The sequence below is a fragment of the Pseudomonas flavescens genome, assembly GCF_013408425.1.
Classification (GTDB): domain Bacteria; phylum Pseudomonadota; class Gammaproteobacteria; order Pseudomonadales; family Pseudomonadaceae; genus Aquipseudomonas; species Aquipseudomonas fulva_A.
This window is the reverse complement of the sequence record NZ_JACBYV010000001.1, coordinates 3,643,777-3,658,354: the sequence shown is the minus strand read 5'-3', so window position 1 is coordinate 3,658,354 and position 14,578 is coordinate 3,643,777. Positions and strand designations below refer to the sequence as shown.

Annotated in this window: 10 protein-coding genes; 8 read left to right on the top strand and 2 right to left on the bottom strand. The window is 55.4% G+C overall.

The window, feature by feature from the left end:
* Positions 1-151: 151 nt before the first annotated feature.
* Complete coding sequence (locus FHR27_RS16355; protein WP_042552975.1) at positions 152-913, bottom strand: TSUP family transporter; 762 nt, start codon at positions 911-913, stop codon at positions 152-154.
* A gap of 184 nt (positions 914-1,097) precedes the next feature.
* On the opposite strand from FHR27_RS16355, the gene FHR27_RS16350 reads away from it, so the two are divergent.
* The 4 genes from FHR27_RS16350 to FHR27_RS16335 all read left to right on the top strand — a co-directional run bounded on the left by FHR27_RS16350 (position 1,098) and on the right by FHR27_RS16335 (position 6,628).
* Entirely contained in the window at positions 1,098-1,976 is an 879-nt protein-coding gene (locus FHR27_RS16350; protein WP_179539075.1) for a LysR family transcriptional regulator, read from the top strand.
* A gap of 697 nt (positions 1,977-2,673) precedes the next feature.
* Positions 2,674-2,877, top strand: a complete 204-nt coding sequence (locus tag FHR27_RS16345; protein WP_057401866.1) for a helix-turn-helix domain-containing protein — start codon at positions 2,674-2,676, stop codon at positions 2,875-2,877.
* Positions 2,874-5,606, top strand: coding sequence for a type I restriction endonuclease subunit R (locus FHR27_RS16340; RefSeq protein WP_179539074.1), 2,733 nt, complete (start codon positions 2,874-2,876; stop codon positions 5,604-5,606). Before FHR27_RS16345 ends, FHR27_RS16340 begins: the two co-directional genes overlap by 4 nt.
* 20 nt (positions 5,607-5,626) lie before the next feature.
* Positions 5,627-6,628, top strand: coding sequence for a type I restriction-modification system subunit M (locus FHR27_RS16335; protein WP_257026924.1), 1,002 nt, complete (start codon positions 5,627-5,629; stop codon positions 6,626-6,628).
* Positions 6,629-6,670: 42 nt separating this feature from the next.
* Here FHR27_RS16335 and FHR27_RS16330 read toward each other — a convergent pair.
* Positions 6,671-7,890, bottom strand: a protein-coding gene (locus FHR27_RS16330; protein WP_179537961.1) for an IS3 family transposase whose coding sequence is annotated in 2 segments (ribosomal slippage) — positions 6,671-7,542 and positions 7,542-7,890 — 1,221 coding nt in all. Because the reading frame shifts where the segments join, the coding sequence is not laid out codon by codon here.
* 75 nt (positions 7,891-7,965) lie between these two features.
* Here FHR27_RS16330 and FHR27_RS16325 point away from each other — a divergent pair.
* From FHR27_RS16325 to FHR27_RS16310, 4 genes are read left to right on the top strand one after another with little or no spacing between them, the layout of a single operon-like run.
* A complete protein-coding gene (locus FHR27_RS16325; protein ID WP_264650103.1) occupies positions 7,966-9,405 on the top strand; it encodes an SAM-dependent methyltransferase in 1,440 nt (479 codons plus the stop codon).
* Complete coding sequence (locus FHR27_RS16320; RefSeq protein WP_179539072.1) at positions 9,402-11,342, top strand: restriction endonuclease subunit S; 1,941 nt, start codon at positions 9,402-9,404, stop codon at positions 11,340-11,342. Before FHR27_RS16325 ends, FHR27_RS16320 begins: the two co-directional genes overlap by 4 nt.
* A complete protein-coding gene (locus FHR27_RS16315; protein ID WP_179539071.1) occupies positions 11,342-13,348 on the top strand; it encodes an AAA family ATPase in 2,007 nt (668 codons plus the stop codon). Before FHR27_RS16320 ends, FHR27_RS16315 begins: the two co-directional genes overlap by 1 nt.
* Positions 13,338-14,435 (top strand): hypothetical protein, encoded by a 1,098-nt coding sequence (locus FHR27_RS16310; protein ID WP_179539070.1) that lies wholly within the window; start codon positions 13,338-13,340, stop codon positions 14,433-14,435. Before FHR27_RS16315 ends, FHR27_RS16310 begins: the two co-directional genes overlap by 11 nt.
* Positions 14,436-14,578 lie beyond the last annotated feature (143 nt).

The following is a 14,578-nucleotide window of genomic DNA, read 5'->3' as shown; positions in this document are numbered from 1 at the left end:
CCTCCAATGCGTGGTTGCTTCAGGCTGGAACCTGGCCAGGGAAACCGAGCCACCGTTCTGGGTTATTGGAATATCGTAATCAGCCCGTGTGGCCCTTGGGCCAACCCTGAACTGCCCCTGATGAGAATTGGGCCCGAGGCGGGGAGGGGCGTCAGAGGTGCTGATACAGATAGCGGCCTACCATGGCGAAGCAAACGATCACGATCAGCGGCCTGATCAGCCTGGAGCCTCCCGTCATCAGCACCAGTGAGCCCAGATAAGCGCCAATCACCTGCCCTATGGCCATGGTGCCCCCGAGAATCCACAGCACCTTGCCGCCAATGATGAATACCACCAGCGAGGCCATGTTGCTGGCGAGATTCATGCCCTTCGCCGAGGCGGTGGCACGTACGAGATTGCGGCCGCGCAGCGCGACTTCGGCAAGCGAGAAGAGCGAGCCCGTGCCTGGGCCGAAAAAGCCATCGTAAAAGCCGATGAGCGGAACGATGCAGGACCTGTACAAGCCGCTGCCCATCCTGGGCTTGCGCTCCACGGTACCTGCGCTTGGTGCCAGCAGAAAGTACAGCCCGATGCTCACGAGCACGATGGGGATCAACAGATCCAGCACCGATGCATCGACGAACTGGATGGCCGCAGCGCCCAAGGAGGCGCCCATGAACGAAGACAGGCAGGCTGCCTTGATATCGTCCCAGGTCACTTGTCGCCTGCGCATCAGCGTCAGCGTCGACGCCAATGTGCCGAAAGTGCCTTGTAGCTTGTTCGTCGCGATTGCCTGTACGGGCGGAACTTGCATGAGCAGCATCGCCGGAATGGTGATGAGCCCACCGCCGCCCGCGAGCGTGTCGATGAAACCGGCCGCCACCGCGACGGTTGCGAGTATCAGGAGGGTTTGCGAATCGAGGATCATGTCCATGAAAAGCCTGCCTGAGGTTCAGGGCCTGTGGTTGGGCGGGAGCCATGCGGGGTGTCTGACGTTTTCCTGGCGGGTCGATACGCGTCCATTGGTCTTCTTCGGGTAGGGAGCCGAAGTGCAACCGTACTCACCCTGCATTAAGCTGTGGTTCAACCAGGCTTTATCAATCCTTAAGAAAAATTGAATGATCTCCGTCGAAGACATGCGCCTTGCCGCCACGTTGGCGAAAGCTGGCTCGCTGAGCGCCGCGGCACGAATGCTCAACGTGACGCCTCCTGCTCTGTCGATGCGGCTGCGCAAGCTCGAGGCCGCCCTGGGCGCGAAGCTCGCGAACCGCGATGCGCAGCGGCTCAGCCTGACCGCCGAAGGGGAGCGACTGGCCGCCGAGAGCGTCGCGCTTCTCGAGCGAATCGATGGCCTCTGTGAAACGTTTCGCGAGCCTCAAGGGCAACTGACCGGAACGCTGCGTCTGGCCACTTCGTTCGGCTATGGGCGCAAATTCGTGGCTCCCTTGCTTTCCAGGTTCGCCCGGCGCCATCCCTCGCTCAAGGTGCATCTGGACCTGCGCGAAACCCCTTGGCCGGACCGTCATGACAGCGATGCGGTGATCCACATAGGCGCGGTTCGCGATAGCTCATGGGTCGCACGAACGCTGGCAACCAATGAACGATGGCTTTGCGCGAGCCCCGCATACCTCGATACCCACGGCGGCCCGCAAAATCCCGGCGAGCTGGCTGCGCACCGCTGCATCTGCATCCGTGAGAATGAAGAGGACGCGACGCTCTGGCATGTGCGCCGGTCAGGCGTCAGCCAAACCGTGAGGATCGAGCCAACGCTGGTATGCAACGACGGCGTTATCGCCCGCCAGTGGGCGGAGCAGGGCCACGGGTTGCTACTGAGGTCCGAATGGGATGTCCGCGATGGCATTGCCCGAGGAACGCTGGTGCGTTTGCTGGAGCAATGGTCCTTCGGCAGTGCACCGATTCAACTGCTGGTGCCCATTCGCAAGGACAGAAGTGCCCGGGTGCAGGCATTGATCGCCTTTCTGGATGGGGAGAGGTGAGTGTGTGGTCAGGCTGGGAGTGCCAGGAAGGACACGCAAAAAGAAAAAGCCTCTGAAAACCTTTTGGTCTTCAGAGGCTTATTTGGTGGGCCGGGGGGATTTGAAAATACTGGGTATATATTTGAAATATAAAAGGAAAATCTTGGGTGTAAAGCTCGGTGGAATACCTTTTGGAATACTTGGCTGGTTGAAAACGAGCTCGGCATGCTGATATGAGTTTAGAGGTTCGTCCGATTATCCCTGGCGGCGCCCCCTCCGTTAATCGACATGAAGGGGCACGCTAGCGTCAGAATTACTGCTCACCAGGGTCTCAATGATTTGAGCGCGTTTCACTCTGTGCTGCTTGGCTAGCGAGTCGAGTCGGGCGATCAACATTATGGATAGCAGGACGTTGACCTGCTTCTTGCCAGCTGAGCGCTCGGCGAATTGCTTACGGTTCCAGCGCCTCTTGATTCCGTGATTACGCTTTCAGTTCATTGCGACCTATCTCTTCTTGGTCGACGAGCATCAGCAGCTCTTGGTGGTTGCTGATGGGGATGCCTTGAGAGGGCCGATAGCTGGTCTTCTGAATCCTGCTCCTAGGTGCAGCGCTTTTCACCGTTTTTCACTGGCGAATCACTACAGCAGTGTCCTTCATGCTGATAGACTTCAGCCGACTTTAAACGACTATGGCTGCTTAAGCTTGAGCGTAACCATAATGAGCACTGAACCTTGGGTCACTGCCGAACAGGTTTCCCTTCACTTGGGGGTGGCCAAAGACACGGTGTATCGCTGGCGCGAGCGTAAGGCTTTGCCGGCGCACAAAGTTGGTCGTCTATGGAAGTTTCAGCTATCTGAGGTCGATGAGTGGGTGCGTGCGGGTGGCGCAGACGAGCACCAAAACTCAGGGAATGAGCAATGACTACTCCGAGCCGCAATGAAGCGCAAACAAGAGCTCAGGTCATCGACTCTCAGCTTGCTCATGCTGGCTGGTCTCAAGGTAGGCGGACTCTTGTCGAAGAATTTTTGCTCAAAACAGCCGAGCCCGCCGGCAACTATGGCCCCGAGCAATTTGCTGACTACGTTCTTCTCGGTTCAGATGGCAATCCGATTGCTGTAGTCGAGGCCAAGCGGTCATCGCGTGATGAGCTCGCTGGAAAGCGTCAGGCCGCTGACTACGCAGACGCAATCAAGGCCAAATTCGGTAACGATCCCTTCATTTTTCTCACCAACGGCAAAGAGATTCAATTCTGGGATCGTGAGCGCTATGCGCCCCGAAAAATCTCGGGGTTCTACACGCGAGACGACTTAGAGCGACTGCGCCATCAGCGGCAGTTTGCTCAGTCGCTGGGCGGAGTCACCATCAGCGCTGCGATCGCAGGCCGCGACTATCAGAACGAAGCTATTCGGCGTGTCACTGAAGGGGTAGATGCGGCTAAGCGCAAATTCTTGCTGGTGATGGCTACAGGCACAGGTAAGACTCGGACGACCATCGCCCTTGTTGATACTTTGCTGCGATCAAAGCGCGTGCAGCGAGTCCTATTCCTGGCCGACCGCCGGGAGTTAGTGCGCCAAGCTATGTCGGAGTTCAAGTCCCACTTACCCAACGAGAGTTTGGCTCGCATCGAGTCCGGCGAAACCTCCGGCGCACGCATTCAGTTCTCAACCTATCCCAGCATGATGCAGGTTTATTCGCGCCTGTCGGTTGGTTACTACGATCTGATCGTGGCCGATGAAAGCCACCGTTCTATTTACCAACGATATAAGGCCGTCTTCGATCACTTCGACGCCATCCAGCTCGGGCTGACAGCGACCCCCACTGACTACATCGATCACAACACTTTCGAACTGTTTGATTGCGGTGACGGCGCGCCCAGCTACTACTACAGCTACGAGCAAGCGATTGCCGACCAGAACCTGGTCAACTACCGTGTGCTGGATGCACAAACCAATTTTCAGCTTCAGGGCATCCAAGGTGACGCACTACCCGAGCCCTTGAAACAAATGGCTCGCGATCAAGGCGTTGAGCTTGATGAGCTCAACTTCGATGGCAGTGACATCGAAAAGGGATTCATCAACCAAGGCACCAACGATGCCATGGTGCGAGAGTTTATGGATAAGAGCCGCAAAGATGTGCGCGGCCTACCACACAAGTCCATCATCTTCGCCGTTAGCCACGCCCATGCAAAGCGGCTCTACGAGGGATTTAACCGTCTGTATCCTGAGCTGCAGCGCCAAGGCATGGCTGAAATTATCGATAGCCATATGGAGCGCGCTGACGCGACGCTGGATGATTTCAAGTACCGCACCATGCCGCGTGTGGCTATTTCGGTGGACATGCTCGACACCGGCGTAGACGTCCCCGCCATCCAAAACTTGGTCTTCGCGAAGCCTGTGTTTAGCAAGGTTAAGTTCTGGCAGATGATCGGGCGCGGCACGCGGCTGCATACCGACAAGGCCACCGGTGAGATCAAGAAAGATTTCTTGATCATCGATCACTGGAAAAATTTCGCGTATTTCAAGCTCAAACCCGACGGCGAGGTCGACCATCCCAGCGAACCGCTACCGGTTCGCCTGTTTCGACTGCAGCTTGAAAAGTGGCAACTCCTGGAAGCACAGCAGCAAGATACACAAGCCACCATTGCCGATCTGCAGGCGATGCTGCAGGCATTGCCCCGTCACAGCATCAATGTACGTCCGCACTGGGACGAGCTCGACGCGCTGGCAGCGCAATGGCCAAAGCCCAGTCAAAGCGCAATTGAACTCCTGTCGCAAGCCATCGCCCCCCTGATGCGACTAGCCCCACTGGCTGGCCTGGATGAACTTCAATTTCGCATTTGGTGCGAGCGTCTCTCAGTGGCTTGGCTTAAAGGTGACGCAGGCGAACAGGCCAAAGTGCGTGAGCGCATTCACGAGGCGATTGAAAGTCTGGCCGAAAACATCCCTCAGGTGCAGCGTGTAGCTGAACAACGTGCCTGGGTTCAGTCGGCCGGCTTTTGGCAGCACTTGGATATGGCGCGTTTGATCACACTACAAACCGTATTCGCCCCGCTGATGCGCTACCGCACCACAACACCCAGCCGCACGGTTGAAATCAACCTGCCTGACAGCATCACACAGCGCAGTTGGATCATCTACGGCCCCACGGGTGAAGGTGCTTTTGCAGAAAGCTATCGCGAGCAGGTAGAGGCACTGGTGCACCGACTGGCTAACCAGCTTCCTGAGTTGGCTAAGCTCAAGCAAGGCGAGCATGTAGGTGACGACGAGCTGGAACGAATCAGCAACACGCTGAACCAGGCCGATCTATTTGTCACCGAGGACACTTTGCGCAAAGCCTTTGAAGCCCCCGCCGCATCGCTGACCGAAGTCCTGCGTCACATACTTTGCGAAGGCACACGCCTGCCTAACCGTGAGCAGCGCATCAATGCCGCGTTCGATGCGTTCATTGCCGCACACGGCTATTTGCGTGCCAACCAACTCAACTTCCTGCGGGCCGTAAAGGCTGCTGTGCTGCGCCACGGGCGCATTACCCGCGCTGCACTCAACGAACCTCCGCTGTCGCGTGTAGGGCGCGTGGAAACGCTATTTCCGTCGCAAGACATCGACGAACTCATCAGCCTCACCAACAACTTATTGGATGAGACTGCCTGATCCATCAAGGACACTGCTGAATGCTTGCCCCTCATATCAAGAAAAAAGTCGACGAACTCTGGAACCGCTTCTGGGCTGCCGGCCTCACCAACCCCTTGGTGGCAGTCGAGCAGATCACCTATCTACTCTTTCTTAAGCGACTGGAAGACATAGATTTCAAGCGGCTACAGCGTGGTTTCCGGTCAATTTATACTGAGTTTGAATCTTGTAGGTGGAGCTATATCCGCCATGAGAAAACCAATCCGAGTCACTTAATCGACGTAGTGTTTCCCTGGCTCCGCGAGCTCGAAAAGCATTTCAGCAACACTAGCGCTGACGGCACCGAGCTGGCCAGCTTGAATAACCGCATGGCTGATGCTTACTTTCAGCTCGATCCTAATAAAGGCAAGGTGTTGTCGGATGCTATTGACGCTATCGACCAGCTCTTCGCCCGTGCTGGTGAGGGTTCTGCTGCCCAAGACATCATGGGTGACACTTTTGAGTACCTGCTCAGCGAAGTCGCTACGGCGGGTAAGAATGGCCAGTTCCGCACCCCACGTCATCTGATCCGGTTTATGGTCGAGTTGCTCGACCCCGAGCCCGGCCAACGTGTCATCGACCCTGCCGCCGGCACAGGTGGCTTCTTGTTCAGTACCCAGCAGCATCTGATGCGCAAATACTCAGCGCAAGAAAACCTCGTGCTCGAATGGGACGGCACTCCACATCGTACCGATGGCGCTGCGGCAACACCTGAGCAATACGCCGCTATCCACAACGGAGCCAATTTCGTCGGCTTGGATAACGACCGTACCATGGCCCGCATCGGCTGGATGAACCTGGTGCTGCACGACGTCAACGACCCGCACCTGCTGCAGGGCGACTCACTAAGCAAGCGCGAAGGAAAGGTCAAGCTCAAGGAGCTGTTGGAACCAGGCAGCTACCAGTTCGTATTGGCCAACCCACCCTTTACCGGTACGGTCGACAGCGGCGATCTTGAGCCCGACACCTTACTTTTCCCGCGTGTCGGCGGTGGCGGTGTCTAGTCCTGAAATAGGTTTACACCGTTTCAGCTAGGTTTGCGGTACTCAAAATGCCCGATGCACCGCATCGGGCGTTTTGTATTTCAGGGCCAGATGCGGCCGCTCCGTGTTGTAGATCCTGACCGCCTCGCTAACCATTGATCTGGCCTGTTCTAGATCATTGGGGCTGCGTAGCAGCAGTTCGTTCTTCAGAATTCCATTGACCCGCTCCGCAAGCGCGTTCTGATAGCAGTCGTAGCCATCGGTCATCGAACACTGCACACCGTGGTATTTGTGCAGTGCCTGGTAGAGCGCTGAGCAATACTGGATTCCGCGATCAGAATGATGGACGAGTACCTGGTTACCCTGGCGTCTTTTTAGTGCTCGCCTGAAGGCAACCGCCACGGACTCTGCATGCAAGCCTTCATGGACGTGATGGCCGACGATCTTTCGGGAGTACGCATCCGTGACCAAGCTCAGATACAGCGGGCCGCCTCGGGCCGGCAGATAGGTGATATCCGCCACCCAAACATGGTCGGGCGCTGTCGCCGTAATCTGATCAGCTCCAGACTTGAGCAGGTTCGGATGCCGATAAAAACGATGAAAGCTCTGCGTGGTCTTGTGATACGCGCGCTTGGGCAGTACCAGCAGGCGGTGTTCGGCCAATATCTTGAATAGCCGGTCGCGCCCGACCTTCAGGCTGTCATTGGGTTGGCGGTGCAGAAGGTAATGTAACTTGCGCGTGCCGATCCTTGGCTGGCGAAGCCTTAACCGCTGGACATAACACGCGATCAGCTCATTCTGTATAGCGCGCTGATCAGCAACACGGTTGTGCTTGTAATAAGCCTGGCGACTGATGGATAGAAACTGGCAAGCCCTGACGATGCTCAGCCCTTGGGCTTGCCCTTGCGAGATGACTTGCCGGGTCGCTTTTTTACGATCGAAACACCGTAATCCTTCTTCAGCACGTCGACCACAGCTTCAAAGAACTGTGCCTTCTGGCTCATGAACTGCAGTTGCTGCTCCAGATCCTTGATGCGTTGCTCGGGCGTCAGGTCTTTGGGATCGGTCACGATCTGGCTCCTGCCGGCTCGAATCGAGGCCCCCTGACTCCAATCCTGCCGACCATGCTTACGCAACCATACCAAAACAGTGGACTTGCCCTGAATGCCATACCGGTCCTGAGCCTGTTTATAGGTCAGCTCGCCTTTTTCGATCTGATCGACCACCGACAATTTAAAAGTCAGCGAGTAATCACGCTGCGTACGTTTAGCACCTTGCTCCATTGAGTTCTCCAGATTCTCGGGCAGAAGGTGTAAACCTTATTCAGGACGGGACACGGCAAGAAAAAAGGGGACACGATCACCAATAAAAGCGAACTTCTCTTTTTATGGTTGATGCTCGACTTGCTGGATATTGGTGGCCGGTGCGCAGTGATCATTCCTGAGGGCGTCCTGTTCGGTAATACCGATGCTCACGTGCGCCTGCGCCGAGAGCTCCTTGCCGAGCACGTGGTGGAGGGCGTCATCTCTCTTCCAGGTGGGGTCTTTCAGCCCTATACCGGTGTTAAGACCTCCATCTTGATTTTCAGAAAAGTCACACGCCGTGACAACAAACAAACCTTGCCCAGCAACGCCACACCACTCAGTGAACACGTCTGGTTTTATGAAGTGGAGGAAGACGGCTACTCCAAAGATGCCAAGCGTAGTGCCCGTCCTGGCCAACAGAACGACCTGTGGGATGCGCTTGAAAAGTTCAAAGCCTGGATTTCGCAAGGACGCTCAGGCGCGCAGCTCAATGAGAAAACGCTGTTGCAACCCCGCTTTTACACTGAGCGGTGGCGTCAGGCCCTGCTGCGCGATACCGCCGACAAGCTTACGCCTGCTGGTGAGGCATTTTCAGCCTTAGCCGACACCAGCATGTGGGACGGTCAGGTGTGGGGTATACGCGAGCTGTTTCCCGAGCTTCCTGCCAATCCCAAAGAGGCTGAAGAGAAGGTGCGGTCAGCCTCTGGGAGTGTGTTGATTGAATTGGCACTACAGGCACTTACCCCAGCTGCACAAAAGGCCTGGAATGCCACGATTAGCGCACGCCTTGTCGAAGAAATCACCGATTCCGAACTCATAGATGCTTGGAAAAAAGCAGCTAAGCCCTTTGAGGCGCAATTCAAGAAATTGGCCCGTGAGATGGAGGCATTTTTCGAAAAAGAAGACTCTCCAGCGCTCTCGATCTGGAAAGACTTAGTTAAGACAGCACTCGCTGAGGTTCAACGCGACGTCTATGTACTGGGCCTATTGCGAGGCAATCAGCCGCCCAAGGCCATGACGGTACATGACATCGGAGAAAAGCTGACTGAAACGGCCCGCGAAGTCGCCAAACTCGACGGCTTCGACGTCACCCTGCGCAGCTTGGCTATTGATCAGGCCACTGAGCTCAGCGCGGCCAAGCATTGGGTGGTGTCTGTGCGTGACTGGGCGCGCAACGACGAATGGCAGAGTGAAGATGGTCAGCTCATCGGCTCACACGATGCCGATGGCTGGGTGCGCCCGAGCTACGTGCAAGCAATGTTGGCCGATGGGCTTTACGACGATAAGGGCGCACTCAAGGATGGCTTGCTCGACCCGGACTGTATTGAGGCGCGCGAGTGGAACCTGTCCGCTGGGCAGTACAAGCCTTTTGATTTCACCCAACTTAAGAGCGACAAGAGTGTGGCTGAGTTAATCGGCACACTCAAAACCACCGAGCAAGACATCATCAATGGCTTGGACAAGTTGCTAGCGATGGTGGAGGGGCGGGAATGAGTTTGCCTGAAACGTGGGAGCAAGCTCGACTAACAGATATTTGCGAGCTCAACCCTCGGCTACTTGCCGAAGATCGACCCAATGACGGCACCACCGTCACTTTTGTACCTATGTCCGCTGTCGATGAAGATAGCGGCGTTATCAGCAAGCCAGAAACCCGTTCGTTTACAGAGGTTGCCAAGGGTTATACGAGTTTTCGTGAGCGTGACGTGCTATTCGCGAAAGTTACGCCTTGTATGGAAAACGGGAAAGCCGCGGTCGCACGCGATCTTGAAAATGGATTGGGCTTTGGGTCCACAGAGTTTCATGTACTGCGCCCGACCGGGGTTGTACTTCCTGAATATGTTTTCAGTTTTATTCGGCAGAAAGCCTTTCGTGATCGGGCAGCAGCTGCGTTTGTGGGAACAGGAGGCTTGCAGCGGGTACCGCCTGACTTCCTCTCTCGAGTGAAGATCCCGCTTCCTACACTCCCCGAGCAACAGCGAATCGTCGATGTGCTGCGGCAGACGGAGGTAGTGGCTAAGGCCAAGAAATCCATCAGCGATCAATTTGATCACCTAATTCGGACTGCTTACTGGGAGTACTTTGGTAAATGGTTCACTGCTGATGGTTTGATTGATCCCGTTCGAATTAGCGACTACGTGGCGGACTCCCAGTACGGAGTATCCGAAGCCATGGGTGAGACTGGAACGCACGCGGTGTTGCGTATGAATAGCATCACCACCAGTGGCTGGATAGACCTGTCAAACCTCAAGTACGCCAGTCTGTCGAAAAAAGACATCAGTTCTACCGAGTTGCGAGATGGAGACCTGCTGTTCAACCGGACGAACTCCAAGGAGCTGGTCGGTAAATGTGCTGTTTGGCGCCCTGTTACCGGCACATACAGCTTTGCTTCTTACCTCGTACGCTTTCGCTTAAAGCCAGAAATGCTGCCGGAATACCTCTGGGCGACTTTAAACAGTGCCTACGGGAAATATCGTCTTTTGAATTCAGCCAAACAGGCTGTCAGCATGGCGAACGTTAGCCCAACAGGCTTGGGGCGAATAACAGTGCCGCTTCCACCATTGCTGCTTCAAGAGGCGTTCGCTAAGTTCGTGCGTGAAATTGAGCTACTGCGAGCACAGATGCTTAGCAAGTTGGAGTTGTATTCTGAATTGCAGGAGATCATTACTCAGAGAGCCTTGATTGGAGAGTTGACTGCCCAATGGCGAGCACTTCACACGGACGAAATAGTCGAGGCTGGCAGGGTTCGTGATGCGCTACTACGCAAACACGGAGCAAAGGTTTCCCAGAATAGCGCCGCCAAACCCAGCTTAACTAAACAAGCAGATATCAGTGTGCCCCCTGCGCGCCATAGACTCCTTGCCGACCTCAGTGAGTTTCAGCGCCAGGTGCTGACGGCATTCATCGAGTATTGCCAGCAAAGCGGACAGCCCTTATTCGTGGAAGATCCTGAAGTATTTTCCCGCTTCTGCGACGACTCAGCCGTGGCTGAGCGCCTGCAAGCCTTTGGCCAATTTCACGGCAATCGCATTCGCCGCTCCTTGAGCCAACTAGCAGCGCTAGGGCTGGTCGCCAAAATCACTTTACCCAAGCATGACCCGGACAGTGGAGAGTGCGATTACCTCAAAGCCTTTCGTCCCTTGCGCCCGGAAGAGTTCACGCGCATGGTCGATGTGCAGGCATTGCGGAAAGCGTTGTCGCTCGGAGTTGATCAGCAGCGCTATTACTTTGAGATCCAGCTGGATTACGAGACTTCTGAGCATGCTGGTGCGAGCGGGATGTTCCAGGTGATGACGGTCGTAGACGAGGAAGACAAGGATTTCATCCACCTAGTAGATCAGGGTCAACATTACTCCTCGCTAGATGATCTCAAAGAGGACATCGCCCGTAGTCTCAAGGCAGAGGTGTGGCAAGTCGATCTGGAGGTCGTGTAATGCGCCTGCGATACCTGCACCTGCAGAACTACCCGCCGATCTCAGATATTAAAGTGTGTTTCGCCAGCGGATCACCGCTTGCGCGTGAATGCGCCATCCGTTTTGTAGTGGGTGTAAACGGCAGCGGAAAATCGAATCTTCTACGTGCTGTGGCCGAGGTGTTCCTGGCTCTAGCCGATCTGCGGGTGCCGGCATTTCCGGTCAGTCTGATTTACGAATTGGGCGTGCGCGGTTCCACAAATCACCGTACCTTGCTGCTGCACTGCCCGGGCAACCGTCAGCAAGCCAGTTTATGGCTGCACGAGCGCTTTGCTTTTGACGATAAGAACGAACAAGAGGTGTTCGATACCTGCATCGAACACCTGAACCTCATGGGTATGCCGGCGCTCCCAGGTTTCTCGGCGCTCATTGAGCCTGGCACCTGGCCGCTGCGCGACAGCTCACCGCCACAGATCGCATTGCCGTCGGCCGTGTTGGCCTACACCAGCGGCGACCTGCGTCCGTGGCGCTCTGTGTGGAACCGTAACCAGAGCGCTGATGGTTTTCTGGAAGGCGACGACAGCACGCAAAGCGACGAACGCCCGGCAGGCTGGACCGCTGCTCAGGAAAGCGCCTTGCAAGCGGTACGGCAAAACGATACTGATAGTCCTCGGCAGGCCATGGGCCCAGACACCACTGTGTCTGACCTTTTCCGCCGTCCCGTACTATTGGACGCCACGCTTTTGAAGTGTGCGCTGCTGGCGGTGACGTTGCCCCAGGCGTTTGGTGAAGCGACAAACTATCCATCGCGCTCGGACGTTGATGCCACGATGACCAAACTGCGCAGCCGTGACGACAACAAGAACTCGGTGCAAGAGCTGCTGAAGCTTGGCGGTTGGCATCATCTAGTTTCGGTCGCGTTCTGCTCGCGCCTGCAACCGGCTCAATGGGATCAGAAGCTTTGCGAAACTGCTCACGATTGGTGGCTTTGCGCAAGTGAGGTGATTGCCGAGCCTCACCCTGTGGAGTTAAGTCGCACTGTGTGGTTTGACTTAAAAGGGCCATTCGACGGTCAGGGGCAATCATTCTTATCGTCCGCCCGTGATGAACTGGAAAATTGCCGTAGCCAAGGCGAAGCCTTGTGGGTCTTGCTAGGCGGAGCCAGGGATGCCAGCAGCTTTGACCTATTTACCCGGCTTTTGGAGCTGAGCCAGAAGGGACTATTTGACGACGTACTGCTGCGGTTGCGTCGACATGCCATACCAGTCGATGCGCCCGATTCTGCTAAACGTGACATTGGCGTAATGCGCTACGAAGAGCTGTCAGACGGGGAGCAGATGTTTATGAGCAGAATGGCTCTGCTGCATTTGTTGAGCGGACGTCAGGACTCCCTATTGCTGCTGGATGAACCCGAAACCCACTTCAATGATCTGTGGAAGCGAGACGTGGTCTCAGTGGTTGATGATGCCTTGGCACACACATCTGCCGACGTCCTGATTGCAACCCATGCCGCCTTGATGCTTACCGATGCGCTCAAAGATGAATTGATCGTACTAGAGCGGACGACTACCGAGGACGATTCTGGCCCCAGCGAGTCCGGTCTTCGTAAATTGGATGCCCAAACATACACATTTGGTGCAACCGGAGATCACCCGTTACGGGATATTTTTGGAGCGCAGGATACGGTAGGCAGGAGAGCAAGCCGCTTGCTCGAAGTACTCATTGCGACTGCGCATTTTGGCACTGAAGTCGAACAGTGCTGGCGCAACAATGGAGCATGGGACGATGACCTCATAAGTCGCATCCTACAGTTAGCGCAGCAAACTGAGAGCGGTCTTACCCGTAGCTACGTGATCGATTGTCTAGAAAGCTTTGAACGCTTTGCTTTGTATTTCGATGTAGTGAAGCCTCTAACCATGAAGGCGCTGCTCGAGTCATTCATTCGCCAGACGGGCCCTGGTTATTTCCAGGTTGAGCTTAAACGAGCGTGGCGTCGTTCACTGGAAGGAGCCTTTCATGCTTCATGAAAGGCGCTTACCCACCGACTTATCGCAAAATTTAGGACGGGTGTATTCAGCCAAATTACGCTTGCTTGATTGGTTGCTGCGCACGCCTCCTCTGGGGCTAGATGACAACACTCTTTTGGTAAAGCAGTTTGGACCGGCGCTCGGTAAGTGGTTTTGGGCCAGGATTGGTAGCCCCAAAAAACGCACGATATTTGGACGCGCAGTCATGATGCTGGCCACTCAGGCACAGTCGGACTCTGCTCAAGCCGCTTCGGTAGCCGACGCAATTACCCACGATGTACAGTTCCACACTCAGTGGAATCTCACCGGGACAGAGCTCCGCTTCCCACGCCTATTTCCGGAGTGGTTAGATGGCATCAAGGGTATAGCTATTCCGTACTATGACTGGTTAGCCAGTAGTGGTTTCGACCCAGCGCCGTTCGCGCTGACGAATGGCCGGATCGATCGAGCTACTCTGATGAGAGCGTTCCGCTCACAGTCTCCAGATGTCTGTGGCTACTGCGATGGGCCGTTGGGCGAGTTGGGTAGCAAACATGAAGCCAATGATTGCGACCACTTCTTCCCAAAGTCTCAATGGCCTCACTTAGCTATTCACCCTGCTAATCTTTTCTCTGCATGCAAGGGGTGTAACTCTACTTGGAAACTTGCTAGGGCTCCTATGGGGGAGGCAGATGCTTCAGGTTTGAATGGCACTTATCACCCGATGCTAAGGCCAGGTGCACCATCGGTTGTGGTGACTGCAGTTATATCTCCAGCCAATTCTCGCCAAGTAAAAATCAATATTACAGATCCGACTGTCCCTCGCCGAGCCGAAACGCTTGTAGCGACACTGGATTTGGACAGTCGATGGACAAATTCAGTTAATGGCGTTTTGGACAGGGGGATTTCTGTGCTTGTCGCAAAGTCAGCGCGAGACAAAAGCTATGGTTGGCAGCCGGACGCTGATTCGGTTCGATTACTGATTGAGGACGACATCGTATGGAAGCGAGAGCAGCTAGGCAAAGAAGAACGCTGCCTACGTCATATTGCGGTTTTGGAGTGTATGCGTGGCGATCTTCTTCATGAGGTAATCGCTGATCTGGCTTAATGAGCTTTGCACGCTTGGCATGGATCACTATTGTGAGGCGGAGTTTTTCGTTGGGCTCTCTTGGTCAGTATTTTGCGTTGCAGTTTGAGCAAACAGTTCAGGAGCCAGCATGCCGACCCCACGGCGATCATCAAGGGCGGGAA

Coding starts and splice junctions, on each gene's coding strand:
- FHR27_RS16355 (WP_042552975.1), bottom strand. CDS start 913: ATGGACATGATCCTCGATTCGCAAACCCTCCTGATACTCGCAACCGTC.
- FHR27_RS16350 (WP_179539075.1), top strand. CDS start 1,098: ATGATCTCCGTCGAAGACATGCGCCTTGCCGCCACGTTGGCGAAAGCT.
- FHR27_RS16345 (WP_057401866.1), top strand. CDS start 2,674: ATGAGCACTGAACCTTGGGTCACTGCCGAACAGGTTTCCCTTCACTTG.
- FHR27_RS16340 (WP_179539074.1), top strand. CDS start 2,874: ATGACTACTCCGAGCCGCAATGAAGCGCAAACAAGAGCTCAGGTCATC.
- FHR27_RS16335 (WP_257026924.1), top strand. CDS start 5,627: ATGCTTGCCCCTCATATCAAGAAAAAAGTCGACGAACTCTGGAACCGC.
- FHR27_RS16320 (WP_179539072.1), top strand. CDS start 9,402: ATGAGTTTGCCTGAAACGTGGGAGCAAGCTCGACTAACAGATATTTGC.
- FHR27_RS16315 (WP_179539071.1), top strand. CDS start 11,342: ATGCGCCTGCGATACCTGCACCTGCAGAACTACCCGCCGATCTCAGAT.
- FHR27_RS16310 (WP_179539070.1), top strand. CDS start 13,338: ATGCTTCATGAAAGGCGCTTACCCACCGACTTATCGCAAAATTTAGGA.